The 26,560-nt window shown below is 72.7% G+C and carries 21 protein-coding genes; 8 read left to right on the forward strand and 13 right to left on the reverse strand.

The genetic code is table 11. From position 1 onward, the window contains the following. Window positions 1-197: 197 nt before the first annotated feature. The 7 genes from murD to rsmH form a co-directional block, all read right to left on the reverse strand. Window positions 198-1,649 carry a UDP-N-acetylmuramoyl-L-alanine--D-glutamate ligase gene (gene murD / locus HW130_RS29300; RefSeq protein WP_177152769.1) on the reverse strand — a complete coding sequence of 484 codons (1,452 nt, stop codon included), beginning with the start codon at window positions 1,647-1,649 and terminating at the stop codon, window positions 198-200. Continuing rightward, entirely contained in the window at window positions 1,631-2,701 is a 1,071-nt protein-coding gene (gene mraY, locus HW130_RS29305) for a phospho-N-acetylmuramoyl-pentapeptide-transferase (protein WP_177152770.1), read from the reverse strand. Before mraY ends, murD begins: the two co-directional genes overlap by 19 nt. Continuing rightward, window positions 2,698-4,125, reverse strand: a complete 1,428-nt coding sequence (gene murF / locus HW130_RS29310; RefSeq protein WP_177152771.1) for a UDP-N-acetylmuramoyl-tripeptide--D-alanyl-D-alanine ligase — start codon at window positions 4,123-4,125, stop codon at window positions 2,698-2,700. The genes mraY and murF overlap by 4 nt, the downstream gene beginning before the upstream one ends. Window positions 4,126-4,129: 4 nt before the next feature. Next, window positions 4,130-5,788: a UDP-N-acetylmuramoyl-L-alanyl-D-glutamate--2,6-diaminopimelate ligase gene (locus HW130_RS29315; RefSeq protein WP_177152772.1), complete on the reverse strand. Its 1,659-nt coding sequence runs from the start codon at window positions 5,786-5,788 to the stop codon at window positions 4,130-4,132. A gap of 15 nt (window positions 5,789-5,803) precedes the next feature. After that, the gene (locus HW130_RS29320; protein WP_177152773.1) at window positions 5,804-7,759 is read right to left on the reverse strand and encodes a penicillin-binding protein 2; all 1,956 of its coding nucleotides are present in this window, start codon (window positions 7,757-7,759) and stop codon (window positions 5,804-5,806) included. 4 nt (window positions 7,760-7,763) lie between these two features. Next, window positions 7,764-8,375 (reverse strand): septum formation initiator family protein, encoded by a 612-nt coding sequence (locus HW130_RS29325; protein WP_256356427.1) that lies wholly within the window; start codon window positions 8,373-8,375, stop codon window positions 7,764-7,766. A 71-nt stretch (window positions 8,376-8,446) separates the two neighbouring features. Next, complete coding sequence (rsmH, locus tag HW130_RS29330; protein WP_177152774.1) at window positions 8,447-9,403, reverse strand: 16S rRNA (cytosine(1402)-N(4))-methyltransferase RsmH; 957 nt, start codon at window positions 9,401-9,403, stop codon at window positions 8,447-8,449. 282 nt (window positions 9,404-9,685) lie between these two features. Here rsmH and HW130_RS29335 point away from each other — a divergent pair, with 282 nt between their 5' ends. From HW130_RS29335 to HW130_RS29350, 4 genes are all read left to right on the forward strand, one after another. Beyond that, window positions 9,686-10,231, forward strand: coding sequence for a carbonic anhydrase (locus HW130_RS29335; RefSeq protein ID WP_177152775.1), 546 nt, complete (start codon window positions 9,686-9,688; stop codon window positions 10,229-10,231). A 198-nt stretch (window positions 10,232-10,429) separates the two neighbouring features. Further along, complete coding sequence (locus HW130_RS29340) at window positions 10,430-11,476, forward strand: MoxR family ATPase (RefSeq protein ID WP_177152776.1); 1,047 nt, start codon at window positions 10,430-10,432, stop codon at window positions 11,474-11,476. After that, on the forward strand, window positions 11,476-12,852 hold the full coding sequence (locus HW130_RS29345; RefSeq protein ID WP_177152777.1) for a DUF58 domain-containing protein: 1,377 nt from the start codon (window positions 11,476-11,478) through the stop codon (window positions 12,850-12,852). The genes HW130_RS29340 and HW130_RS29345 overlap by 1 nt, the downstream gene beginning before the upstream one ends. After that, window positions 12,849-15,356 (forward strand): transglutaminaseTgpA domain-containing protein, encoded by a 2,508-nt coding sequence (locus HW130_RS29350; protein WP_177152778.1) that lies wholly within the window; start codon window positions 12,849-12,851, stop codon window positions 15,354-15,356. Before HW130_RS29345 ends, HW130_RS29350 begins: the two co-directional genes overlap by 4 nt. Before the next feature lie 402 nt (window positions 15,357-15,758). Here HW130_RS29350 and HW130_RS29355 read toward each other — a convergent pair whose 3' ends face one another. The 3 genes from HW130_RS29355 to HW130_RS29365 form a co-directional block, all read right to left on the reverse strand. Then, window positions 15,759-16,154, reverse strand: coding sequence for a DUF3040 domain-containing protein (locus HW130_RS29355; protein WP_177152779.1), 396 nt, complete (start codon window positions 16,152-16,154; stop codon window positions 15,759-15,761). Between the two features lie 247 nt (window positions 16,155-16,401). Further along, complete coding sequence (locus tag HW130_RS29360; protein ID WP_177152780.1) at window positions 16,402-17,190, reverse strand: methyltransferase domain-containing protein; 789 nt, start codon at window positions 17,188-17,190, stop codon at window positions 16,402-16,404. Window positions 17,191-17,290: 100 nt separating this feature from the next. Next, entirely contained in the window at window positions 17,291-17,902 is a 612-nt protein-coding gene (locus tag HW130_RS29365) for an SAV_6107 family HEPN domain-containing protein (RefSeq protein ID WP_177152781.1), read from the reverse strand. Between the two features lie 176 nt (window positions 17,903-18,078). Between HW130_RS29365 and HW130_RS29370 the strand changes: the two genes are divergently transcribed. The 4 genes from HW130_RS29370 (at window position 18,079) to HW130_RS29385 (ending at window position 23,841) form a co-directional block, all read left to right on the forward strand. Further along, window positions 18,079-19,113 (forward strand): ATP-binding cassette domain-containing protein, encoded by a 1,035-nt coding sequence (locus HW130_RS29370; protein ID WP_177152782.1) that lies wholly within the window; start codon window positions 18,079-18,081, stop codon window positions 19,111-19,113. Further along, on the forward strand, window positions 19,085-21,172 hold the full coding sequence (locus tag HW130_RS29375; RefSeq protein ID WP_177152783.1) for a YhgE/Pip family protein: 2,088 nt from the start codon (window positions 19,085-19,087) through the stop codon (window positions 21,170-21,172). The genes HW130_RS29370 and HW130_RS29375 overlap by 29 nt, the downstream gene beginning before the upstream one ends. A gap of 47 nt (window positions 21,173-21,219) precedes the next feature. Then, window positions 21,220-21,834, forward strand: a complete 615-nt coding sequence (locus HW130_RS29380; protein WP_177152784.1) for a TetR/AcrR family transcriptional regulator — start codon at window positions 21,220-21,222, stop codon at window positions 21,832-21,834. 510 nt (window positions 21,835-22,344) lie between these two features. Then, complete coding sequence (locus tag HW130_RS29385; protein ID WP_177152785.1) at window positions 22,345-23,841, forward strand: NAD(P)/FAD-dependent oxidoreductase; 1,497 nt, start codon at window positions 22,345-22,347, stop codon at window positions 23,839-23,841. 56 nt (window positions 23,842-23,897) lie between these two features. On the opposite strand, the gene HW130_RS29390 is transcribed toward HW130_RS29385, so the two are convergent. From HW130_RS29390 to thiE, 3 genes are all read right to left on the reverse strand, one after another. Beyond that, window positions 23,898-24,746: a hypothetical protein gene (locus HW130_RS29390; RefSeq protein ID WP_177152786.1), complete on the reverse strand. Its 849-nt coding sequence runs from the start codon at window positions 24,744-24,746 to the stop codon at window positions 23,898-23,900. 51 nt (window positions 24,747-24,797) lie between these two features. Further along, a complete protein-coding gene (gene metF, locus HW130_RS29395) occupies window positions 24,798-25,715 on the reverse strand; it encodes a methylenetetrahydrofolate reductase [NAD(P)H] (RefSeq protein ID WP_177152787.1) in 918 nt (305 codons plus the stop codon). 142 nt (window positions 25,716-25,857) lie between these two features. Beyond that, the gene (gene thiE / locus HW130_RS29400) at window positions 25,858-26,508 is read right to left on the reverse strand and encodes a thiamine phosphate synthase (RefSeq protein WP_177152788.1); all 651 of its coding nucleotides are present in this window, start codon (window positions 26,506-26,508) and stop codon (window positions 25,858-25,860) included. Window positions 26,509-26,560 lie beyond the last annotated feature (52 nt).

Below are 26,560 nucleotides of genomic sequence, written 5' to 3' on the forward strand. Positions count from 1 at the left end.
CCGCTCCAGCGGCGCGCCCGTGGGGTGGGCGCCGGCTCCCCGACGGCCGGTCGCCGCCGAGACGCGGCCGACGGCCGCGGGGCGGGCGCCGGGAGGGCGCGGGGCGCTCCCCCGCGGGGGTACGGACCCGGTCGTGCTGGGCGGCATCGTCGCTGTCCCCTCCAGTCGTGTCCGGCGGCAGCCGGACCTGGCGGCTGTCAGCCGTGCTCGGCGGCGAGTGCGCGGACCGCTTCCGCGAAGGCCTCGCCTCGCTCGTTGTAGTTGGTGAACATGTCCATCGAGGCGCAGGCGGGGGCCAGCAGGACCGTGTCGCCGGGCCGGGCGAGCGAGGCCGCCTCCGCCACCGCCGCGGACATCGCCCCAGTGTCGGTCCGGTCGAGGTCGACGACCGGGACCTGCGGGGCGTGTCGCGCGAGGGCGTCACGGATCAGGGCACGGTCGGCGCCGATCAGTACGACACCGCGGAGGCGAGCCGCGGACCTGGCGACCAGCTCGTCGAACGTGGCGCCCTTCGCAAGTCCCCCCGCGATCCACACGATCGGCTCGTAGGCGGCCAGAGACGCTTCCGTGGCATGGGTGTTGGTGGCCTTGGAGTCGTCGACGTACGCGACGCCGGCGACGTCGGCCACGTGCTCGATGCGGTGCGCGTCGGGGCGGAAGGCCCGCAGCCCGTCGCGTACGGCCGCCGGGGCCACGCCGAAGGCGCGGGCGAGTGCCGCGGCCGCCAGCGCGTTGGCGATGTTGTGCGGCGCGGGCGGGTTGACGTCGGAGACCTCGGCGAGCTCCTGAGCCTGCTTCTGCCGGTTCTCGACGAACGCCCGGTCCACCAGAATGCCGTCGACGACGCCGAGTTGGGACGGCCCCGGCGTGCCCAGCGTGAAGCCGATGGCGCGGCAGCCCTCCTCCACGTCCGCCTCGCGCACCAGGTCCTCGGTCGCCGGGTCGGCCACGTTGTAGACGCAGGCGACCGTGTTGCCCTCGTAGATCCGGCCCTTGTCGGCGGCGTACGCCTTCATGGAGCCGTGCCAGTCGAGGTGGTCCGGCGCGAGGTTGAGGACCACGGCGGAGTGGGCGCGCAGCGAGGGCGCCCAGTGGAGCTGGTAGCTGGAGAGTTCGACGGCGAGCACGTCGTACTGCTCGTCGCCGGTCACGACGTCGATGATCGGGGTGCCGATGTTCCCGATGGCGGCGGTCCGCAGACCGGCGGCCGACAGGATGGAGGCGAGCATCCGCGTCGTGGTCGTCTTGCCGTTGGTGCCGGTGACGGCGAGCCACGGCGGCGCGTCGGGGCCGCGCAGCCGCCAGGCGATCTCGACGTCGCCGACGACGTCGACGCCCGCCTCGGCCGCCGCCTCGAAGAGCGGGCTGGAGGGTTTCCAGCCGGGCGAGGTGACCACCAGATCGGTGCCCTCGGGCAGCGGCGACCCCGCAGCGGAGCCGCTGATCGCCGCTGTGCCGAGGCGCACCATGATTCCCAGCTCGGCCAGTTCCGCGGCGCGCGCCCGGTGCGCGTCGCTGTCGCCGCCGTCCACGACGGTGACGGCCGCGCCGAGGCGGGCCAGGGCGCGGGCGGCGCTGATGCCGCTCACCCCGAGGCCGGCGACGGTGATGTTCCTGCCCTGCCACTCGCTCACTTGTCGGCTGCCCATCCGGCGTAGAAGAGGCCCAGACCCACGATGACGCACATGCCCTGGATGATCCAGAAGCGGACCACCACAAGGACTTCGGACCACCCCTTGAGTTCGAAGTGGTGCTGCAGCGGCGCCATCCGGAAGACCCGCTTGCCGGTCATCCGGAACGAGCCGACCTGGATCACCACGGACATGGTGATGAGGACGAACAGTCCGCCGAGGAGGGCGAGCAGGAACTCGGTGCGCGAGCAGATCGCGAGACCCGCGAGCGCGCCGCCGAGCGCGAGCGACCCGGTGTCGCCCATGAAGATCTTGGCGGGCGAGGTGTTCCACCACAGGAAGCCGAAGCAGGCTCCCATGAGGGCGGAGGCCACGACCGCGAGGTCGAGCGGATCTCGTACCTCGAAACAGGCGTTGGGATTGGTCAGAGTCTCCGCGTTGGCGCAGGACTCCTGGAACTGCCACAGGCCGATGAAGGTGTACGCGCCGAAGACCATCACCGACGCGCCCGTGGCGAGGCCGTCGAGGCCGTCGGTCAGGTTCACGCCGTTCGACATCGCGAGGATCATGAACAGCGCCCAGACCACGAACAGCACGGGTCCGATGGACCACCCGAAGTCGGTGATGAACGACAGCTTGGTGGAGGCCGGCGTGTTGCCGCGCTTGTCGGCGAACTGGAGGGACAGCACCGCGAAGGCGATGCCGACGATCAGCTGTCCCGCCATCTTCGCCTTGGCCCGCAGACCGAGCGACCGCTGCTTGACGATCTTGATGTAGTCGTCGAGGAAGCCGACGAGGCCCATGCCGGCCATCAGGAAGAGGACCAGGACACCCGAGAAGGTCGGGTCCTCACCGGTGATGACCTTGGCGAGCGCGTACGCGATGAGCGTCGCCATGATGAAGGAGATGCCGCCCATGGTGGGCGTGCCCTTCTTGCTGCCGTGCGTACGGGGGCCGTCGTCGCGGATGAACTGCCCGTATCCCTTGCGGGCCAGCAGCTTGATCAGCAGCGGGGTACCGATCAGGGTCAGGAAGAGACCGATGGCTCCCGCGAACAGGATCTGCCTCATCGGACGGCACCCTCACCCTCGGAGCTGCCGAAGCCCTCGAGCAGAGCCTGTGCGATCCGCTCCAGACCGACCGACCTGGAAGCCTTCACCAGCACGACGTCTCCCGGGCGCAACTCTTTGCGCAACAGGTCGACCGCCGCCTGCGCGTCGGACACGTGCACCGACTCCTCACCCCACGAACCCTCGTTGTATGCGCCCAGTTGCAACCAGGACGCTTCCCTGCCCCCGACCGCGACGAGCCTGCCGACATTGAGCCGGACGGCGAGCCGTCCGACCGCGTCGTGCTCGGCGAGCGCCTCGTCCCCGAGCTCGGCCATCTGCCCGAGCACCGCCCACGTGCGACCTCCCTTTGCCCGTGCGGCCTCGCCCATGGCGGCCAGTGCCCGAAGCGCGGCACGCATGGACTCGGGGTTCGCGTTGTAGGCGTCGTTGACGACCGTCACGCCGTCCGGACGCTCGGTGACCTCCATCCGCCAGCGGGAGAGGGTGCCCGCCTCGGAGAGCGCAAGGGCGATCTCGTCCACAGGCATGCCCAGCTCATGGGCGACGGCGGCCGCGGCGAGCGCGTTCGACACGTGGTGCTCACCGTACAGCCGCATGGTCACGTCACTGCACCCGGTGGGTGTGTGGAGCGTGAAGGAGGGCTGCCCGTGCTCCGTGAGCCGGACATTCTCGGCACGTACGGCGGCGTCGGCGGCCTCTCCGAAGAGCAGCACACGGGCCTCGGTGCGCGACGCCATGGCGCGGACCAGCGGGTCGTCGGCGTTGAGGACGGCGACGCCGTCCTTCGGCAGGGACTCGACGAGTTCGCCCTTGGCCTGGGCGATCTGCTCGCGGCCGCCGAACTCGCCGATGTGCGCGGTCCCCACGTTGAGGACGAGACCGATCCGGGGCGGGGTGAGCCCGGCGAGGTACCGGATGTGGCCGATTCCGCGCGCCCCCATCTCCAGCACGAGGTGCTGGGTCTCCTCGGTGGCGGTCAGGGCGGTGAGGGGCAGGCCGATCTCGTTGTTGAGGGAGCCCGGGGTCCAGACCGTGGGCCCCTTGCGCTGGAGCACCTGGGCGATCAGGTCCTTGGTGCTCGTCTTGCCGGCGGAGCCGGTCAGCGCGACGACGTGGGCGCCGAGCCGTTCGACGACGGCGCGGGCGAGCGCGCCGAGGGCCCTTTGGACGTCGTCCACGACGATGGCGGGCGCCTGGACCGGGCGGGTGGCGAGGACGGCCACCGCGCCCGCGTCGACGACCTGGCGCGCGTAGTCGTGTCCGTCGACGCGTTCGCCCACGAAGGCGACGAAGAGGCTGCCTGGTTCGATCTCACGGGAGTCCCGGACGACGGGGCCGGTGACCTGGACGGCCGGATCCGGTATGTCGTACGTCTGCCCGCCGACGATTTCGGCGATCTCGGCGAGGGAGAGGGCGATCACTACTTCATCCCTGACTGTTCTGGATTGCTTCGCGCAGTACCTGGCGGTCGTCGAACGGGCGGACCACTCCGGCGATGTCCTGGCCCTGCTCGTGGCCCTTGCCGGCGACGAGGACGGTGTCGCCCGGCCGGGCACGGGCGACGGCGGCCGCGATGGCCGCGGCGCGGTCGGCCTCGACCAGGACGTCGCCGCGCTCGTGGATCGGCACCTCGGCGGCGCCGGCGAGCATGGCGGCGAGGATCGCGAGGGGGTCCTCGGAGCGCGGGTTGTCGGAGGTCAGTACGGCGGTGTCGGCCAGGCGCGCGGCAGCGGCGCCCATCGGTCCGCGCTTGGTCACGTCCCGGTCGCCGCCGCAGCCGAGGACGACGTGCAGCCGGCCCTCGGTGACCTTGCGCAGGGAGCGCAGGACGGATTCGACGGCGTCCGTCTTGTGGGCGTAGTCGACGACGGCGAGGTACGGCTGGCCCGCGTCGACGCGCTCGAGCCGGCCGGGCACACCGGGGACGGCGGCGATGCCGTCGGCGGCGGTCTGGGGTTCGATTCCGGCCACGGCCAGCGTGACGATCGCGGCAAGCGTGTTGGCGACGTTGAACGGGCCGGGCAGCGGCGCCTCGGCGCGCACCCGCTCGCCCTTGGGGCCGACGGCGGTGAACGTCGAGCCGACGGCGCTGACTTCGACGTCCTCGGCGCGCCAGTCGGCGTCCGGGTGCCCCTCGGCGGAGAAGGTGGTGACCGGCACGGTCGCCTCCCCGGCCAGCCTGCGGCCGTACTCGTCGTCGAGGTTGACGACGCCTTCCCGGCTGCGGCGCGGCGTGAACAGCTGCGCCTTGGCCTGGAAGTAGTCCTCCATGCCGGAGTGGAACTCCATGTGCTCGGGGCTGAGGTTGTTGAAGACGGCGACGTCGAAGACGCAGCCGTCGACCCGGCCGAGCACGAGGGCGTGGCTGGAGACCTCCATGGCGACCGAGTCCACGCCGCGTTCCCGCATGACGGCGAACAGGGCCTGGAGGTCGGTGGCCTCCGGGGTGGTGCGCTCGGACTTGATGCGCTCGTCGCCGATGCGCATCTCGACCGTGCCGATCAGCCCGGTGGCGCGGCCGGCCGCGCGCAGGCCGCCTTCGACTAGGTAGGCCGTGGTGGTCTTGCCGGAGGTGCCGGTGATGCCGATCTGGAGCAGGCTCTCGCCGGGCCGGCCGTAGATCTCGGCGGCGAGTTCGCCCATCCGGCCGCGCGGGTTGTCGGTGACCAGGACCGGCAGTCCGGTGGCCGCGGCGCCTTCGGCGCCCGCCTCGTCGGTGAGGATCGCGGCGGCCCCGAGGTCTGCGGCCTGCGCCGCGAAGTCGGCTCCGTGGAACCGGGCGCCGGGCAGAGCCGCGTACACGTCACCGGGGCGTACCGCCCGCGAGTCGTGGGTGATGCCGGTGATCTCTCCCCGGGCCTGCGTATGCACCCCGAGCCGGGCGGCCAGGTCCCCGAGGTCTGTCGGGTGGGGCCGCGTCGGGCGGGGCGCCCCCGGCTGGTGTTTCGCGGGGTCGTCCTGCTGCGTGGTTCGGTACTGATCAGCGTGTGGCACGGCGGTGAGCGTACCGGGCCCGGGCGGCCCGGGGGAAAAAGAGGGGGCGTCCCCGGCTCGGTTCCCGGGTCGCGGGGTGATCGTTGTCACTGGTGGTTCCTCCGGTCACTCGCCGGGGTCGAAGGTCACGGGCAGTCGCGCGGGTGCCTTGCCGGTCGGTGCGACCTGCAGGGTCTTCAGCGCGAACTCCATGACCTCTTGGTAGACGGGGCCGCAGATCTGGCCTCCGAAGTAGCTGCCCCTGGTGGGGTTCTGGATGGCGCAGTAGACGGTGATCTCCGGGTCGTCGGCGGGCGCGAAACCGGCGAAGGAGGCGGTGTAGCCCTTGTAACGGCCGAGTTCGGGGTCGACGCGGTTGGCCGTTCCGGTCTTTCCGGCGACGCGGTATCCGGGGATGCGTGCCTTGGTGCCGGTGCCCTCCCGGTCGTCGACGACGGATTCGAGCATGGTGGCGAGCGTCTTCGCGGTCTTCTCGCCGACCACGCGGGTCTTCCCCGGCTCGGGCGCCGCGGTGAAGTGCCCGTCGGGACCCCTGGTGCCGCGGACGAGCGTGGGCTCGATGCGTACGCCGCCGTTGGCGATGGTCGAGTAGACAGAGGCGGCCTGCATCGCGTTGATGGACAGGCCCTGGCCGAAGGGGATCGTGTACTGCTGCGAGGTGGACCAGTCGGCGGGCTCGGCGAGGATGCCGGCGGTCTCTCCGGGGTAGCCGAGGCCGCTGGTGCTGCCGATGCCGAACTTGCGCAGGTAGGAGTGGAGCACCTGGTTGGCCTCGCGCTGGGTCTTCCCCAGCTGTCCGGTCGCGAGGATGGTGCCGATGTTGCTGGACTTCGCGAGGACGCCGTTGAGCGTGAGGTACCAGGTGGGGTGGTCGATGTCGTCCTTGAAGAGCCGGTCGCCGCGGTGCAGGCGGTTGGGGACGACGACATGGGTGCCCGGGGTGGCCTTCTTCTCCTCCAGCACGGCGGCCATGGACATGACCTTGGCGGTGGAGCCCGGCTCGTACGCGTCCTGGAGGGCGGCGTTGCCCATGGCGGCGGCGTTGGCCTGACCGAGGTCGTTCGGGTCGAAGCCGGGGGCGTTGGCCATGGCGAGGATCTCGCCGGTGCGGGTGTTCTGCACGATCACATAGCCGCGGTCCGCCCGGGACTTGCCGACCTGGTCCTCGATGGCCTTCTGGGCGGCCCACTGGATGTCCCGGTCGATCGTGAGCTCGATGTCGGAGCCGGGGACGGCGGGCACCTCGCGGGAGCCGGCGGTCGGCACGCGCCGGCCGCCTGACTGGGCGTAGGTGACCGTGCCGTTCTTGCCCGCGAGCGTCTTGTCGAGCATGGACTCGATGCCACCGCCGCCGCGTCCCTCTGCGTTGACGTAACCCAGTATCCCGGCGGCGAGATCGCCGTTCGGGTACACGCGCTTGCTGCTGGGCTCCTGGAAGACGCCCGCCAGGACATTGGCGCCGCGGCCGCCCCTGCGCTTGTCGGCGGCGGCCTTCTGTGCGTAGACGCTCTTGAGGTCCTTGATCTGGTTCCACACCTGAGGGGTCTGGCGGCGGGCCAGGACGGCGTAGCGGGACCCCGGCTTCCTGAGCTTCTCGGCCAGCGTGGCGGCGTCGGTCTGGAGGATGGGGGCGAGCAGCGCGGCCGCCTGTTCGGGCGCGTCGGGGGCCTTGCTCTCCTTCGGCGTGAACATCTTGGGGTCCGCGGTGATGTCGTGCGCGTCGACGGAGGTGGCGAGCGCGATCCCGGCCCGGTCGGTGATCTCGCCGCGCTCGGCGGCGAGTGTGTGGCTGAAATAGCGGTTCTTCTCGGCCTTGGCCGCGTAGGCGCTGGCGTCGACGGCCTGCACCTGGAGCAGCCGTACGACGAAGGCGAGCATCACGAGCGTGAGGCCCAGGCTGACCAGTCGCAGGCGGGGGCGGGGGTTGCCCAGCGTGATGGTGCGCGGGGCGGGGCGTACGCCGCGGGGCGCGGGGCGCCGGGCGGGCCGGCCGGGGGGCGGAGCGGAGGGACGCCGGGCGGGGCCCGGCACGCGCCGCCGCGGGGGCTGCTTGGAGGGCACTGCGTCACCTGCCGGTGGTCGTCGGAGTCGGCTGCGGGGACGTGCGGGACGGGCCGGTGGCGGGGTCGGTCCCCTGGGGGACGCCCTGTGGCGAGGGCGGCGCGGGGGACGACGCGGCCGGGGCCGGCACGGTCGGGGCGGAGGGGGCCGGGGACGCCGGAGGCGCGGCCGTGGGGGACGACGAGGGCGTGACGGAGGGGCCCGCCGTCCCGGGGACCTGCTGCGGTTTGGGGTCGGGCGAGGGCAGGGCGGTGGCCTTGCCGGGAACGCCGCGGACCTTGCCGTCCGGGCCGAGGAAGGCGGGGCTGCCGCCGGGGACCATGCCCAGCTCGCGGGCGCGGCGCTCGAGGGCGTCGGGGGCGGAGTAGCTGTCGACGTCGCGCTGGAGCGCCTGCTGCTGGTCGGTGAGCTCGGTGGTCTTCTTCTTCAGCTCGCTCAGCTCGAAGGAGCCCTGGCTGAGGGAGGAGTTGAGCATCAGCAGGGTGATCAGCCCGCCGGACAGGAGCAGTACGACCAGCAGGACGAAGGGGGTGCGGGCGGCGGTGCTCGGCCCCGACGGCATCAGCCGCGCGAGCCGTGCGGCCCTCCCTTTCAACTGCTTGGCCGCTGTGCTCAAGGTGTCCTCCGCATCGCTTCCGTGCCGCCGTTCACCCGCGTGTGCCGCTCAACCGCGCCTGTGGGCCCCGCTCACGCGACGTCCTCGCGGATGCGCTCCGCCGCTCTCAGACGCGCCGGCGCCGCGCGACGGTTCTGGGCGACCTCTTCGTCGGTGGGCAGCTCGGCGCCGCGGGTCAGCAGCTTCAGCCGTGGCTGGTACTCCTCCGGGACGACGGGCAGCCCGGGGGGCGCGGTGTTCGCGGCACCGGCCGCCAACACCTGCTTGACCAGCCGGTCCTCGAGCGAGTGGTACGACAGGACCGCGATGCGCCCGCCGACGCCGAGCGCGGCGACGGCTGCGGGAACGGCGCGCTCCAGCACGCTGAGCTCCCCGTTGACCTCGATGCGCAGCGCCTGGAAGGTGCGCTTGGCCGGATTGCCGCCGGTCCGCTTGGCGGCCTGCGGCAGCGCGTCGCGGATGAGCTCCACGAGCCGGGCGCTGTTGCTGAACGGCTCCTTCTCCCGCTCGCGCACGATCGCGGACACGATCCGCTTGGCCTGCTTCTCCTCGCCGTACGCGCGCAGGATCCGCACCAGCTCGCCGGCCGGGTAGGTGTTGAGCACCTCCGCGGCGCTCATCCCGGTCGTCTGGTCCATGCGCATGTCGAGCGGGGCGTCCTGGGCGTACGCGAAGCCGCGGTCGGCCTCGTCCAGCTGCATGGAGGAGACGCCGAGGTCGAAGAGGACGCCGTCGACGCGTGGGACGCCGAGACGGTCGAGGACGCCGGGCAGCTCGTCGTAGACGGCGTGGACGAGGGTGGCGCGGTCACCGAATCGGGCGAGCCGCTCGCCGGACAGCCGCAGCGCCTCCGTGTCCCGGTCCAGGGCGATCAGCCGTACCTCGGGAAACTGCGTCAGCAGGGCCTCGCTGTGTCCGCCGAGGCCGAGGGTGCAGTCGACGACGACCGCACCGGGCCTCTGCAGGGCCGGGGCCAACAGGTCCAGGCACCGCTGGAGCATCACCGGGACGTGTCGGGTCTGGCTCATGCGCCCTCTCAGGTCCGGCGCGGGCGGGTCAGGGCCGGGCCGTGCGTACGCCGCGCACGCGGGGAAGTGTGGGGAAATGTGCGGGAAGCCACCGAATGTGCTGGTGACGTCCGTGAACTGCGCGTCACTTTAGTCCACTGGTACGGCCGGTCAATCAACCGGCCAGCGCGTCGCACCTGCCCCGATGCCACGCTTGTGGGTTACCTCACAACAAGGCTCGTTGACGTTCTTTGTCCGGCCTCACAGCGGGCCCGCACCCCATGTGACCGTTACCTTCGAGCCATGTCGACTTCTGCACAGCAGTCCCCCGCCGAGGCCGTCCGCACCGGCGAAACCGTCACCGACCGCCTCGTCGAGGCGAACCAGCGCTACGCCGCCGACTTCCGCGACCCCGGAATGGACGCCCGTCCGGTCCTCCAGGTCGCGGTGGTGGCCTGCATGGACGCCCGGCTCGACCTGCACGCCGCACTCGGCCTGGAACTCGGCGACTGTCACACCATCCGCAACGCGGGCGGCGTGGTCACCGACGACGTCATCCGCTCGCTCACCATCAGCCAGCGCGCCCTCGGCACCCGCAGCGTGATACTCGTCCACCACACCGGCTGCGGTCTGGAGAGCCTCACCGAGGACTTCCGGATCGAGCTGGAGGAGGAGGTCGGCCAGCGGCCGGCATGGGCGGTCGAGTCGTTCCGCGACGTCGACCAGGACGTGCGGCAGTCGATGCAGCGGGTGCGCACGTCCCCGTTCCTGCTGCACACGGACGACGTCCGCGGCTTCGTCTTCGACGTCACGACGGGTCTGCTCAGGGAGATCGACCCTGCTGCGTGACCGGTCGGCCACCCGATAAATGGGTCAACCCCGGCATATCCCTCTCAGTTGTCCACAGGCGAGTGACACGACACGGTGACGCCAACAAGAATGCGGGTGTGACACCGTCCGGAACTTTCCGGAGACGGTGTCCGTGTTTCGGGGTGGGCCGTGCCGTGTCGTGCGCACAGGCCCTATGAACGGGCCGAGGAGGGCCGGGTGACGACCTATGACGATCGAGCGAGCCTCACGGATCTGACCACGACGGCGGAGCGTGTCCGCAGGTCGGTGGAGAGCGTGATCGAGGGCAAGCCTGAGGTCGTACGGCTTTCTCTGACAGTGCTGCTCGCCGAGGGACATCTGCTCATCGAGGATGTCCCCGGCGTGGGCAAGACGATGCTGGCCAAGGCGCTGGCGCGGTCCATCGACTGCTCGGTGCGACGCATCCAGTTCACGCCCGACCTGCTGCCCTCGGACATCACCGGTGTGTCGATCTTCGACCAGCAGCGGCGCGAGTTCGAGTTCAAGCCGGGCGCGATCTTCGCGCAGATCGTGATCGGCGACGAGATCAACCGCGCCTCGCCCAAGACCCAGTCCGCGCTGCTGGAGTCCATGGAGGAGCGCCAGGTCACCATCGACGGGCACAGCTACGAGCTGCCCGACCCGTTCATGGTGGTCGCCACGCAGAACCCGGTGGAGATGGAGGGCACGTATCCGCTGCCGGAGGCCCAGCGCGACCGCTTCATGGCGCGCGTGTCCATCGGGTACCCGAGCGCGGCCGCCGAGCTGCAGATGCTCGACGTGCACGGCGGCGTGTCGCCGCTGGACGACCTCCAGCCGGTGGCGCACGCCCACGACATCGTGAAGCTGATCGAGGCCGTGCGCGCGGTGCATGTCGCCGAGTCCGTCCGCAGGTACGCGGTGGACCTCGTCGCGGCGACCCGCAGCCACCCCGACCTGAGACTGGGCGCGTCCCCGCGCGCCACGCTGCACCTGCTGCGCGCCGCCAAGGCGTCCGCCGCTCTCAGCGGCCGGGAGTACGCCCTGCCGGACGACGTCCAGGCGCTGGCCGTGCAGGTGCTGGCCCACCGACTGCTGCCCACCGCCCAGGCCCAGCTCAACCGGCGCACCGCCGAGCAGGTGGTCCTGGACATCGTGCAGCGCACCCCCGTGCCCACGACCGGCAGCGCCGACGGCGCCTACGTGACGGGCCCGGCGGGTCAGCCGCCGCTGTACGGGCAGCAGCCCGGCGCCCGGCGGCTGTGATGTCCGCCGCACGGCCCGCCGCTCCCCCGGGCCCGGAGGGCGAGGACAAGGACAAGGGCGGAGTACGGGCCGCGCTCGGCGGGCTCACCACGCGCGGCCGCTCCTTCCTCGCCGCCGGAGTGGCCGCCGCGGCCTGCGCGTACGTGCTGGGCCAGAGCGATCTGCTGCGGGTCGGGCTGCTCCTGGCCTCCCTCCCGCTGATCTGCGTCGCCGTGCTCTACCGCACCCGCTACCGGGTCGCGGCGAGCCGCCGGCTGTCCCCCTCACGGGTGCCGGCCGGCGCGGAGGCGCGCGTGCATCTGCGCATGGACAACGTCTCGCGGATGCCGACGGGTCTGCTGATGCTCCAGGACCACGTGCCGTACGTGCTCGGCCCCCGGCCCCGGTTCGTGCTGGACCGGGTCGAGGCGGGCGGCCGCCGCGAGGTGTCCTACCGCGTGCGGTCCGACCTGCGGGGCCGCTATCCACTCGGCCCGCTCCAGCTGCGCCTGAGCGACCCCTTCGGCATGTGCGAACTGACGCGTTCCTTCAGCGCGTTCGACACGCTCACCGTCATCCCGCGCACCGAGGTGCTGCCCGCCGTGCGGCTGGCCGGCGAGGCGTCCGGCTACGGCGACGGCCGCCAGCGCACCCTGGCGCTGGCCGGTGACGACGACATCATCCCGCGCGCCTACCGCTACGGGGACGACCTGCGCCGGGTCCACTGGCGCTCGACCGCGCGCTACGGCGAGCTGATGGTCCGGCGCGAGGAGCAGCCGCAGCGCGCCAGGTGCACGGTCCTGCTGGACACCCGCCGGATCGCCTACCAGGGCGCGGGCCCGGATTCTGCCTTCGAGTGGGCTGTCTCGTCAGCCGCGTCCGCGCTGGTGCACCTCATGGAGCGCGGCTTCGCGGTCCGGCTGCTGACGGACACGGGCAGCTCGGTGCCGGGCGCAGGAGCCGACGGCTTCGCCGGCTCCCACGAGTCCGTGGACTCCGCCGGTCTGATGCTCGACACGCTCGCGGTCGTCGACCACTCCGACGGGGCGGGCCTGTCCCGCGCGATCGACGCCCTGCGCGGCGGCGACGGCGGAGGCGACGAAGGACTGCTCGTCGCCTTCTTCGGCGACCTCGACGAGGAACAGGCGGCGCTCGCCGCCCGGATGCGGCAGCGCAGCGGCGCCGCGGTCGCCTTCGTCCTGGACGCAGGGACGTGGGTGACCGGCGGCGCGGTGACGGGTGCGGTCGACGAGCGGCTGCGGCAGCTGCGCGAGGCGGGCTGGACGGCGCTGCCCGTGCGACCGGGCACAGCGCTGACCGATCTGTGGCAGCAGGCGGGACGGGAGCGCACCCAGGCTCCCGGTGGTACGAACGGGTTCTCGGGGGGTTGGTCATGAGCGGTCGGGCGCGGCTCGCCCTGTGCTCCTACGCCGCCACGCTGATGGCGGCGGGAGCGCTGCTGCCGCTGGTCGATCCGGCCGGCTGGATGCTGCAGGCGGCGTTCCTGCTGGCGCTGCAGAGCGGCGTCGGCGCGCTGGCCCGGCGGGTGCCGCTGGCCGGAGCGCTGACGATCGGCGTGCAGGCGCTGGTCACCCTGCTGGCGCTCACCGTGGTGTTCGTCCGCGAGGCGGCGATCCTCTGGCTGCTTCCGGGCCCGGAGGCGTTCGCCCGGTTCGGCGACCTGTTCGCCGCGGGCTACGACGACGTGAGCCGGTATGCGATCCCCGCGCCGGCCACCGACGGCATCCGGCTGATGCTCGTCGGCGGGGTGCTGGTGATCGGTCTCGCGGTCGACGCGCTGGCCGTCACGTACCGCAGCGCGGCCCCGGCCGGTCTGCCGCTGCTCGCGCTCTACACGGTCGCGGCGGGTCTGTCCGACGGCGGTGCGGGCTGGCTCTGGTTCCTGCTGGGGGCCTCCGGCTATCTGCTGCTCCTGCTGGCCGAGGGCCGCGACAGGCTCTCCCAGTGGGGACGTGTGTTCGGCGGACCCCCGCCGAACCGGGCGCGGCCGGGCGGCCCGTTCGAGTCCGGCGGGGCGGCCCACGCCCCGGTCCGCACCGGCCGGCGCATCGGCGTGGTCGCCCTGGGCGTGGCCCTCGTCGTACCGGCCGCGCTGCCCGCTCTGGACGGCGGCCTGTTCGACGGGACGGGCAGCGGACCGGGCCGGGGCGGGAGCGGGGGTGGCACGATCTCCGCGGTCAACCCGCTGGTCTCGCTTCAGAACAGCCTCAACCAGCCGCAGGACCGCGAGGTCCTGCGCTACCGCACCAACGCGCCCGACACCCAGGGCATGTACCTGCGCATCGTCGCCCTCGACCGCTTCGACGGCACCGCGTGGCGCTCCTCCGAGCGCAAGGTGCAGGGCGTGCCGGATCGGCTGCCGGAGCCGGACGGGCTGAGTCCGGCGGTCGGTGTCACCGAGATCAAGACGAACCTGTCGGCCGCGGGTTCGTACAAGCAGAGCTGGCTGCCGATGCCCTACCCGGCGACGAAGGTGGCCATCGGCGGGCGCTGGCGTTACGAGCCGGCCGGGCGGACCCTGGTCGGCGACCGCGGCCAGACGACGGGCGGCGTGCAGTACTCGGTGAACAGCCTGGTCATACGTCCCACCCGGGAGCAGCTCGCGCAGGCGATGGCGCCGCCGTCGGAGCTGAAGCGCGAGTACACCCAGGTGCCCGACGTCCTTCCGGAGTCGGTCGAGGAGACCGCGCTGCGAGTGACCAGGGGCTCCGCCAACGACTTCGAGCGGGCGACGAAGCTTCAGGAGTGGTTCGCCGAGGACGGCGGCTTCACGTACAACACGCAGGTCCGCTCGGGCACCGGCGTCGCCGCGATCAGCCGCTTCCTGAAGCAGAAGAAGGGTTTCTGCGTCCACTTCTCGTTCTCGATGGCCGCGATGGCCCGGACGCTGGGCATCCCGGCGCGGGTCGCGGTGGGCTTCACGCCGGGCAGCCCGCAGTCCGACGGCACGATGTCGGTCGGTCTGCGCGACGCGCACGCCTGGCCCGAGCTGTACTTCGAGGGCGTGGGCTGGACCAGGTTCGAGCCGACCCCGACCCGCGGCTCGGTGCCGGAGTACGCGCAGGAGCAGGCGCCGTCGGGCGGTGCCTCCGACCCGGCGCGGCCGGAGGCCGGCGACACGGCCGAGCCGTCGGCGCAGCCGGTCGCCCCGGACGCCTGCCCGGAGCACGAGCGCCGCCTCGGCGAGTGCGGGGCGGCCGCGCCGCGCGACATCGAGCAGGAGACGGACGCGGGCTTCCCGTGGCAGGCCGTGCTCTTCACCGGCCTGGGCGTGGTCGCGGTGCTGGTCCTGCTTCTGCTGCCGCTGCTGTGGCGGATCACCACGCGGACGCGGCGGCTGAGCGCGGTGGGCCAGGTGCCGCCGAAGTCGGGCGCGAAGTCGGGGCGGAAGGGCTCCGGGGCCGTCGATCCCGTCGGTGACGGTGCTCCGGCTCCCGCAGGCGCCGGTTCCGTGGCGCCGGTGGACGATCCGGCCGGGACGCTGGCGGTCTGGCAGGAGATCACGGACACGGCCTGGGACCTCGGCATCCTGCCCGACGAGTCGCAGACGCCGCGGAAGGCCGCGGCCCGCATCGTCCGGCTGGGCAAGCTGACGGATGAGCCGGCGGCGGCGATGCACCGCACGGCCCGGGCGCTCGAACAGGTCCTGTACGCCCCGGTTCCGCGCCCTGCCACGGGGCTGGCGGACGACGCCCACCTCATCCGGGCCGGCCTGCGGGAGGGCGTGAACCGGCGGACCCGGCTGCGGGCGCTGCTGCTGCCCCGGTCGTCGGTACGCGTGATCTGGGCGCTGTCGTCCCGCTGGGAGTCCCTGCGTCCCCGCTTCACCCTCCCCGACTGGCTGACGCGCTTCCCCCGCCCGACGCGCCAACGGGGCTGAGCCGTCGCCTCCCGGACGAGACGGAGGCCTGGGCCCTGGATTCGTTGGCGCCCACGCCCTCCCGCAGGCCTCGGCTCAGGCCGGGGGCCGGCGCGGGCTTCGGCCCCGCAAGGGCCAGGCCGGGCGGGGCGTCGACTCAGTCCGGGCCTCTGGCCCCCGCCGGCCTGCCGGCCACGCAGGGATGCTGCCGTACAGAAGCCCGCTGAATCCGGGGTGGAACGGCCCAACGCGGCCGGGGCCCGTGCGCACCACGCCGCAGCGGCGTTCGGGCGGCAGGTCCCCGAAGGCGGCGCACATGCCAGGGGCGGCCGGCCCGGCGCGGAACACGATGCACGCACGGTTGAGGGGCGACGCTCTACGCGTCGCCCCTCAACCCTGCGTGTCGGTCCGGCAGCCGCCGGATCACTGGCCCTGTTGCTCGTCCCGGCGGCGCTGCCACCGCTGTTCGATCCTGTCCATCATCGACCTTCGCGGGTGGGACTGCCGGCGCCCGGCCGAACCTCCGGGAGCCTGCTGCTCGCCCGGCTTCGGCGCCTTGCGCCACCCGGTGACCGCGAGAACCGCGCAGCCGAGCATCACGAGGAAGCCCACGACGCTGACCCAGATCTGCTGCGCGACCATTCCGGCCATGAGGAGCGCGATACCCACCAGGAAGCCTGCGACTGCCTGGTAGACCCGTCGCCGGGTGTACGTACGCAGCCCGCTTCCCTCGAGCGCTGTAGCGAACTTGGGATCTTCGGCGTACAGCGCTCGCTCCATCTGCTCGAGCATTCGCTGCTCGTGCTCCGAGAGCGGCACGGAGTCCTCCTCGTCGTCGGTCGCGGGGGCGACCGGTATGCGGCCCTTTCAGGATAGGCAGGGATTCGCCCCCGTGAAACCCGCCCTCTCACCAAACCAGTCCGGGCCGCCATGCCCGATCGAAGTTACTGAGGCGTTGATTCCCCAACCTCCGATCCGTCATGCCGGACGGTGTCCCCCGATCATACGGGGCGAAGCCCACGATCGGGGGGTCTAAGCCGTAGTCCATCTGCGGCTGCGCCGCTGATCAGCCGTGCTTCTCTCCCAGGACGTGCAGCTGGGTGGCCACGGAATGGAAGGCGGCGAGTTCGGCGGCCGCCTCCTCCAGCTTCAGGAGCGCTTCCAGGGCCCCGGGCTCCGTGTCGACCAGGACGCCCGGGACCAGGTCGGCGAAGATCCGCACGCCGTGGACGGCGGAGACCTCCGCTCCGGCACCGGCGACCAGCTCGGTGAGCTGGTCGGCGGTGAACCGGCGCGGCACCGGGTCGCCCGCACCCCAGCGCCCGTCGGGGTCGCTCAGCGCCTGGCGCGCCTCGGTGAAGTGACCGGCCAGCGCCCGGGCCAGGACCGCCCCGCCGAGCCCGGCGGCGAGCAGGCTGATCGCACCACCCGGACGCAGGGCGTCCACGGCGTTGCGCACGCCCTCGGCCGGGTCGTCCACGTACTCCAGGACGCCGTGGCACAGCACGGCGTCGAAGCTGCCGCGCTCGACCACGTCGAACACGCCGTGGACGTCTCCCTGGACGCCGCGTACCCGGTCCGCAACCCCGGCCTCGGCCGCCCTGCGCTCCAGGGCGAACAGCGCGTTCGGGCTGGGATCGACGACGGTGACGCGGTGGCCGAGGCGGGCGAGGGGCACCGCGAACTTACCGGTGCCGCCACCGGTGTCGAGGACGTCCAGGGAGTCCGTACCGACCGCCTTGACCCGGCGGTCGATGGCGTCCCTGAGGACTTCCCACACCACGGCGGTGCGGAGCGAGGCGCGGGAGGGTCGCGGTGGGGTCTCCCCACCGGAGGCAGGGGAAGGGTCCGGCACGGCAGTTGACTCCTCGGGCGATGTGCTGGTGAGACGCCGTCCACCCTATTGCCTCCACCGGTCCGGCAGCGCTCCGTCCCGACTCACGGCTCCTCCCGGCTCATGTCTCTTCCCGGCTCATGGCTCCTCCCTCCCGACCGGTGCCGTCGGTACCGCCGGTCGCACCGGGCCGCTGCGCCGCCTGTGACCGCTGATGCGGGTGCTCCGCCCTCGGCTGGGGCAGCACCGGCTGCAGCACCAGCAGCCGCTCGACGAGGCGCAGGAACATCGCGGCGTCGCGCAGCAGGTCGTCGGCGTCACGGGCGCTCGCCGCGCCCCGTATCCCCGCCTCGGCCCGGGCCCGGCGCTCCGCCCCCGAGGCGAAGAGCAGGCTCCACTCCGCCAGCTCGGGCGCTATCTCGGGCAGGACCTCCCAGGCGCTGCGGATGCGCTGCCGGCGGCGGGGGTTGGTCTCCGGCCGGCCACGGGCGGCGAGCACGGCGGCGGCGGTGCGCAGCGCGGCGAGATGGGCTGTGGCATAGCGCTCGTTCGGCACGTCCAGGACGGCGGCCTCCTCGAGACCTGCGCGCGCCTGGGCGAGCAGATCGAGGGCGGCGGGCGGCGCCGAGGCCCGTCGCAGGACGGGGTGGACGTCGTGGGCGGAACCGGTCAGTGAGGGGGCAGGGCCGGTGGCGCGGCGCCGGGACGCGGCAGCTGCGGAGTGGCTGGCCATGACGAGCCTCCTGTCGTCGTGTGACGGCACTGTGGCCGTATGTGTCCATCGTGAGGGTCCCCACTGACAATCGGCGTGACCTGGGACTTTGCCTCGATCACAGGTTCGCGGTAACTTCTGTACTGACCAGTCAGTTCAAAGAATGGGCGGCAGTGGGCGAACAGGGGGTGGGGGCCGTGGAGAGCCCGCACGGGGCGGCGGTGGCCGTCGACGGGTTCGGACTCAAGGGGCCGCGCGGCTGGGCCTTCCGCGCGGTCGGCATCGAGGCCGCGCCCGGGTCGCTCGTCGTGATCGAAGGCCCGTCCGGGTCGGGGCGCACGTGCCTGCTGCTCGCGCTCACCGGCCGGATGCGCCCCACCGAGGGCCGTGCCGAGGTCGGCGGGCTGGAGCTGCCGCGCAGGATGGCCGCCGTGCGGCGGATCAGCGCGCTCGGACCCGTGCAGGGGGTCAGCGATCTCGATCCCGCGCTGACCGTCGCCGAGCACATCCGTGAGCGTGCTCTGCTGCAGCGCCGCTTCGACGGCTCGCTGCGCGCGCTGCTGCGTCCGCGCGCCGAGCGGGCCGCCGAGGCGCGCGGCCGTGTCGACCGCGCCCTGGAAATGGCGGGGCTGGATCTGGCCGCGCTCCCCAAGCAGGAGCGGACGGCCGTGCGCGACCTGGAACGGCTGGAGGAGCTGCGCCTGTCCGTCGCGCTCGCGCTGATCGGCCGCCCTCGGCTGCTCGCCGTCGACGACATGGACCTGAAGCTCTCGGACGCCGACCGCGCGGAGGCGTGGGCGCTGCTGCGTTCGGTCGCCGGTGGCGGCACCACGGTGCTGGCGGTGTGCAGTCAGGCCCCCCAGGACGCGACCGTCGTCCGCACGACCCCGGCGCAGGCCGGGGACGGGTCGGGCGCAGCGGGGTCCCCGGCCGAGAAGCCCTCGCCCACGCCCGTCACCACCCGCGCGGCCGCTGCCGACGGCTCCGCCGAGGCCGCAGCGGACACGCCGGGCGCCGACGCGTCGCCGGCCGCCGACGGAGACGCACAGGCCCACGCCGGCGAGCCGTCCGACCGGGCCCAGGCCGGCGACGCCGGCGAGCCCGCCGAGGCCACTCACGCAGACGAGGACCGGACGGCCACTCACGCCGCCGAGGCCATGCCTCGCGGCGATCACGAGGACACGACCGAGGAGGGGGCGGCCGATGCGCTCGCCGAAACTGGCCGCGCTTGAGCTGAGGCGCTTCGGCAGGGGAAAGCTGCCGCGCGCCGCTCTCGTCGCCGTACTGCTGCTGCCGCTGCTGTACGGAGCGCTGTACCTGTGGTCCTTCTGGGACCCGTACAGCCGTCTCGACAAGATCCCCGTCGCCCTCGTCAACGACGACAGGGGCGCAACCGCCGGCGGCAAGAAGGTCCGTGCCGGTGACGAGATAACGGAGGGCCTGCGCGACAGCAAGGTCTTCGAGTGGCACGAGGTGAGCGACGCCGCGGCCCGCAAGGGCGTCGAGGACGGCACGTACTACCTCTCGCTCACCATGCCCGAGGACTTCAGCCGGCGGATCGCCTCCAGCTCGGGCGACTCCCCCGAGACGGGCGCGCTCCGGGTCCGTACGAACGACGCCAACAACTACATCGTCGGGCAGATCTCCCGCACGGTGTTCTCCGAGGTCCGCACGGCCGCGTCGACGAACACCTCGCGCGGCTTCCTGGACCGCATCTTCATCTCGTTCTCCGACATCCACGACGCCACCGCCGAGGCGGCCAAGGGCGCCGACAAGCTGAAGGACGGTGTCGGCAAGGCGAAGAAGGGCTCGAAGGACCTCGCCGACGGCCTCGATGACGCGAAGGCCGGCAGCGGGAAGCTCGCCGGAGGCATCACCAGACTGGACAAGGGCGCCGGCGAGCTGGAGACCGGTTCCCGGCAGGTGGCGGCGGGCACCCAGCAGCTGGCCGACAAGGTCAACGGCATCGCCGCCGACGTCCGTCCGTACCTCAAGGACAACGGCAGGACGATCGGCGACACCGCCCGCCTCGTGGCGGACTCCTCCCGCGCGGTGCGCCACAACCTGGACATCCTCGCGAAGCGCGCCCCGGCCACGGCCCGGCTGGCCCACGAGTCGGCCGACGAGCTGAGCGAGATGTACCGCACGCGCTGCGAGGAGAACCCGCTCCCCGACCCCAGCTTCTGCCCCGCCCTGAAGCGCGCCGAGGTCACCGCGGCCGACGTGGCGGCGATCGCCGACGACGTGAACGCGCTCGTCGCCGACAACAACGGCGACCTGAAGGCGATGACCGGTCACCTCAAGAAGCTCGAGAAGCAGGCGGACGACCTCGCCGCCCGCTCCCCGGGGCTGGACGAGGACCTGGAGTACGCCGTCGGCAAGATCAACGAGCTCAACAAGGGCGCGCACAAGGTGGCCCGCGGAGCGGACCGGCTGCACACCGGCCTCACCAGCGCGAAGACCGGTTCCACGGATCTCGACGCGGGCGTCGGCCGGCTCAAGAAGGGCGCGGGCGAACTGGACGGCGGGCTGTTCCGGCTGTCCGGAGGTTCCAAGGATCTGGCGGGCGGGCTGCACGACGGCGTCGGCAGGATTCCGGACTACGACGAGAAGGACCGCGACCGGCGAACGGAGGTCATGGCCGACCCGGTCCAGCTGGCCGCCCAGTCGCTGCACAAGGCGCCCAACTACGGCACCGGCTTCGCGCCCTACTTCATCCCCCTGTCCCTCTGGGTGGGGTCGATGGTCGCGTACATGATCATCCAGCCGCTGAACCGGCGGGCCCTCGCCGCGGGCGCCTCCGCCTGGCGGATCGCGCTGGCCGGCTGGCTGCCGGTGGCCGCCATCGGTCTGCTCCAGGTCGCCGCCCTGATGTCCGTACTGCACTGGGGAATCGGGCTGCGTGCCGCGCGGGCAGCGGGCACCGTCGCCTTCCTGGCACTGGTCACCTGCTGCTTCGCCGCGATCATCCAGTGGCTCAACGCCCGCTTCGGCGCGGCGGGCCGGATCCTCGTCCTCGCGGTGCTGATGCTCCAGCTGACCAGCGCGGGCGGCACCTACCCGGTCCAGACGAGCCCGGCGTTCTTCGGCGCCATCCACCCCTTCCTGCCCATGACTCACGTCGTGGAGGCGCTGCGCCGGCTCATCACGGGCGGCGGGCTCGGCCCGGTCTGGCAGGCGAGCGTCGTGCTCGCCGCCTTCACGGCGGGCGCCCTCGCGCTCACCGCGGTCTCCGCTCGGCGCAAGCAGGTGTGGACACTGGACCGGCTGCACCCGGAGCTGAGTCTGTGACGGCGGTGCGACCTGTGACAGCGGTCCGACCTGTGACAATCGACGCCATGGACAGCACGAGCACCAGACGCCGGGCGACGCGTGCCAAGCTCTACGAGGCCGCCGTGACCCTCATCGCCGAACAGGGGTTCTCCGCCACCACGGTGGACGAGATCGCCGAGCGCGCCGGGGTCGCCAAGGGCACGGTGTACTACAACTTCAAGAGCAAGACCGAGCTCTTCGAGGAGCTGCTCCGCTTCGGTGTCGGCCTGCTGACCACCTCGCTTCAGCGGGCGGCGGACGAGACGGCCGAGCGCGGCGGCACCAAGGTCGAGGCACTGGACGCGATGATCAGGGCCGGTCTGGTGTTCATCGACCGCTACCCGGCCTTCACTCAGCTGTACGTGGCCGAGCTGTGGCGCACCAACCGGGCCTGGCAGTCCACACTGCTCGTCGTCCGGCAGGAGGCGGTGGCCGTCGTGGAGAAGGTGCTGCGGGAGGGCGTCGAGGCGGGCGAGCTGAGCGAGGAGATCGACGTCCCGCTCACGGCCGCCGCTCTGGTCGGGATGGTGCTGGTGGCGGCGCTCGACTGGCAGGCGTTCCAGCGGGAGCGGTCGCTCGACGACGTGCACGGGGCGCTGTCGCTGCTGCTGCACGGACGGGTGAGCGGCCGACGCGACTGAGCGCGGGGGCCCGGGCCGGTTGTTCCGGCCCGGGCCCCCGCGTACGTCCCCCGTGTCCCCCGTTCCTCCCCCGGTTCCCCTGTCCCCCGCTCCCCCCGTGGTCCGGAGAGCCCGTCCCCCGTCGTTCCCCCGTGGTCGTGGGCTCTCCGGCGTTCTCCCCGTTCCGGCAGGGGTGCCGCGCCGTTCCGAAGCCCCGTGTCGTCGGTGCCGGCGCCGCGCCCCTCCCGTGGTCCCCACTCTTCCGTCCGCGCAGGTGGGAGCCCATCCGCGCGGGTACTCATCTCAGCACCTAAGTACGGATACTCAGCCCTGTGTGCTCATCCCCACCCCACACCGCCTCGGCCTGGTCACGATCACGTCCGTGTCCGTACTCCCCCTCGTCCTCACCAGCGGCTGGACCGGCAGGATCAGTGCCGGGCATCGTCACGGTGGCGGAAGCGCAGGGCGGCCGCGGGCGTGGTCCACAGGCCACGGGAATGAGTGTCGGCGGCGGTCGATAAAGTCGGCCGCATGGCACGAATTGCGGTGATCGGCGCCGGCATGGGCGCGATGGCGGCTGCCGCCCGGCTGGCCACGGCCGGCCACCGGGTGACGGTGTACGAGCGGTCGGCGACCCACGGAGGTTCGGTGGGCCGCCTCGAGCGCGACGGCTTCGCCTTCGACACCGGGCCCGGTCTGCTCCACCTGCCCGCCGTGTGGCGCGATCTGTTCGTCAAGACGGGCAAGGAGCCGCTGGAGCGGTGCGTCGAGCTGGTCCAGGTCGATCCGGCGAGCCGGCACGTCTTCCCCGACGGCACGGACGTGTCGTTGCCGAACGCCTCGCGGTCCGGCATCGTCTCCGCGCTCGACGCGGCCCTGGGGTCCGGTGCGGGTGAGCGCTGGGGCGAGTTCCTCGGGCGGGCCCGCGAGACATGGGAGCGTTCGCGGCGGCCGCTGCTCGAGGAGCCGCTGCCCGCCGACCGCTCGCCCCTCGCCCGGGACCCCTATCCGGCACTGCGCCGCGGCCTGTTCCGGCGTCCGGCCCGCACGCTCGGCGAGATCGGCGAGCGGGAGCTGCGCGATCCGCGCCTGGCGGCTCTGCTGGGCAGCCATGCGGTGGCGTACGGGCTGGACCCGCGCACCGCGCCGGCGTCGGCCGCCGTCCTGCCGTACATGGAGCAGACCTTCGGCTCGTGGTACGTGATGGGCGGCCTGCGCGCGCTCGCCGACGCGGTGTACGAGCGGTGCCTGGCCCGGAAGGTGGAGTTCGTCTTCGGGGCGGCGGTGACCGGCGTGCTGGAGAAGGACGGCCGGGCGGCGGGCCTGGAGCTCGCTTCCGGCGGCCCCGGCGAGGCGGACGTGGTGGTCTGCGGCGCTCTGCTGCCGTCCCTGTTCGAGGGGCACATCGGGCAGCCGAGCCGCCGGGAGGAGTGGCCGCACCGGCAGCCACGGGTGCGGACCGGGCGGGTGAGCGTGCATCTGGCCCTGCGGGGCGGCCGGGAGGCCGCTGCCGTGCACCGCACCGTCGTGCACGCGCCGGACCCGGCGGCCGAGTGGGACGCGATCGCCGCCGGGCGCACTGCCCCCCACCCGACGGTGACGGTCCTGCGGCCCGACGACCCGCAGCTGCGGCCGGACGGCGACCACGAGAGCGTCACGCTGGTCTCCACCGTGCCGAACGGCCTGCACGGCGGGCAGACCTGGGCGGAGGCCGCCGAGCAGGCCGCCGACCGGATGGTGGAGGCGGCCGGGACCGCGGTGCCGGACCTGCGCGAGCGGATCCTGTGGCGCGAGGTGCGCAGCCCCGAGGACACCCGGCACGCCACGGGCACGGACCGGGTCCCGGCCCCGGCTCTCGCGGGCGCGTCCGGCGCCTTCCTGCCCGCGGCGAACGCCGGGGACCTGCCGGGCCTGTACGTCGCCGGGGGCTGGGCGCACCCGGGCGGCGGGCTGGCGCATGCGGGGATGTCGGGGGCGCTGGTGGCCGGGCTGATCGTGGAGGGCGCGGGATTCCGCGGCTCGCAGTGAGCGCGGAGCGTGCGACAGGGCCGGAGTGACCGCCGGCCCGTGGCAGCACGGGCGACTCAGTAGCGGTACTGCTGCTCGTTGCGGCCGGATCCCGCGTCGTAGCCGTACGGCGACGGCTGTTCCTGAGGCATCGGGGGGATCTGCTGGTCGCCGTCGCGCTGCTGGGGGACCCAGACCCCGCCCGGCGGCGTTTCGCCGTACTGCTGCGCGTACGGGTCGGCGTAGGGCTGCTGCGCGCCGTAGGCGTCGTAGCCGCCGTAGGAGGCCGCGTACTGCTGTGCGCCGGCGTACGGGTCGGAGTAGGCCGGGTACTGCTGGCCGGATCCGTAGTCGTAGTGGCTGCCGTCGGCGGGCTGCTGGGGCAGACCGTGGTCGCCGTATGCGTCGTACGCGCCGTAGCCGGTGGGGGCGACGCCGTACGGGGCGTAGGGCTGATGCAGTTCCTGTTCCTGCTGCCGTGCCGCGTAGGCCTCTTCGGTGTAGATGCCGTACTGACCGGTTTCGTCGGGCAGCGGCTGGGGCTCGTAGACCTCGGGCCCCTCGGGGGCGTGCGGCGGCTCGGAGGACTCGTAGGAGAGGTCCGAGACCTCCAGCGTCGGCTCGCGTTCGGCCCCCGCCGGGGCGGACCTGCGGCGCCTGCTCACCCCCGGACTGCCGCCCAGCGCCCAGCCCGTGGAGAAGCCGCGCCGGAAGGAGAGGGTGACGTACGTCTGGCCGACGGCGAAGGCGGCCGCACCGAGCGCGATCACCACGACGGAGGGCAGCAGCACGCCCACGACGACGCCGAGGAACCCTGCGAAGGCCAGGACACGCCAGCGCAGTCGCGCCTTGTACTGCAGCAGCACCTCACCGAGCAGCCACAGCGCGACGATGCCGAACGCGATGTAGAGGACCGTCCAGCCCATGCCCGCCCCTCTCCTGCGGCCGCCGCCCGTGGTTGTGGCGGGTGTGGCCGGTCACGACTGCGGGTGCAGTCCGAGATTCTCGTGGATCTCGAGCGTCGCCGTGGAGTTGTTGAGCGTGATGAAGTGCAGTCCCGGGACACCCTCGGACAGCAGCCGTGCGCAGAACTCCGTCGCGAACTCGATGCCAGTGGAGCGTACAGCGGCCGGATCGTCCTTGACCGAGAGGATCCGGTCCCGGAGTGATTCGGGGAAGGCGGCGGTGCTCAGCTGTGGGAGCCGCTCCAGCATCTTCACGCTGGTCACGGGCATGACCTCGGGGATGATCGGGGTCTCGCAGCCCGCCGCGGCGAGGCGGTCGCGGAGCCGGAAATAGTTTTCGGGCTCGAAGAACATCTGTGTGATGGCGTAGTCGGCGCCCGCGCGGCACTTGTCGACGAAGTGCCGGATGTCCGTGTCCCAGTCGGGGGAACGCGGGTGCATCTCCGGGAAGGCCGCGACGCCGACGCAGAAGTCGCCGGACTCCTTGATGAGCCGGACCAGCTCGGCGGCGTATGTCACGCCCTCGGGATGCTTGCCCCACTCGCCCATCGGGTCGCCGGGCGGGTCGCCGCGCAGCGCGAGGATGTTGCGGATGCCCGCGTCGGCGAACTGGCCGACCATGTTGCGCAGTTCGGCGACGGAGTGGCCGACGGCGGTGAGGTGGGCGACGGGGGTGAGGGTGGAGTCGGCGGCGATCTTCTGCGTCGCCTTCACGGTGCCGGCGCGGGTGGAGCCGCCGGCGCCGTAGGTGACGGAGACGAAGTCGGGCGCGACCGCCTCGACCCTGCGCAGCGAGTTCCAGAGGTTCTTCTCGCCCTTGTCCGTCTTGGGCGAGAGGAACTCGAAGGAGTACGTCGTCTCGCCTGTCGCGAGCATGTCGCGCACGGTGCGTGCGCGATCCGTCCTGGTGGAAGCAGTGCCGAGGGCCATACGGGCAGGTTAGCCAGGCCCAGGGGGTCACCCAACCAGATCAGGGGATTTTGTCGCCTTTTGTCCGTCTCGTGTCCACACTCTGGACACTCGTGAGACACCTCGGCGGTGCCGACGGCCTCCGCAGCCCGAGCCCGCCCGGTCAGGCGCTGCGCTCCCTGATCCGCTTCGCCAGACCGGCGGCCGCCGCGGCAGGATCGTCGGCCTCCGTGATCGCCCGTACGACCACGACCCTGCGCGCCCCCGCGTCCAGCACCTCGTCGAGGTTCGACGCGTCGATGCCGCCGATCGCGAACCAGGGCCGGTCGCTCCTGAGCGAGGCCGCGTAGCGCACGAGACCGAGGCCCGGGGCGAAGCGGCCGGGCTTGGTGGGGGTGGGCCAGCAGGGGCCGGTGCAGAAGTAGTCGACGCCGGGCTCGGCGGCGGCCGCGTCCACCTCGGCCTCGGCGTGCGTCGAGCGGCCGATGAGCACCCGGTCGCCGAGGATCGCCCGCGCGGCGGGGACGGGCAGGTCGCCCTGGCCCAGGTGCAGCACGTCCGACCCGATGGCGTGGGCCACGTCCGCCCGGTCGTTGACCGCGAGGAGCTTGCCGTGGCGCCGGCAGGCGTCGGCGAAGACCTGGAGGTGCTCCAGCTCCTCGCCCGCCTCCATGCCCTTGTCGCGCAGCTGGACGATGTCGACGCCGCCGGCGAGCACGGCGTCCAGGAACTCCGCCAGGTCGCCCTGGCGCTTCCGGGCGTCCGTGCACAGATACAGGCGGGCGTCGCCGAGCAGTTCGCGAGCCGTGGACATGGTGCTTCCCCCCGCTGGATGGGTGTTGAGCGGCGCGCGGGTGCGGGCGGGG

It is taken from the genome of Streptomyces sp. PKU-EA00015 (assembly GCF_013387495.1).
Taxonomy (GTDB): domain Bacteria; phylum Actinomycetota; class Actinomycetes; order Streptomycetales; family Streptomycetaceae; genus Streptomyces.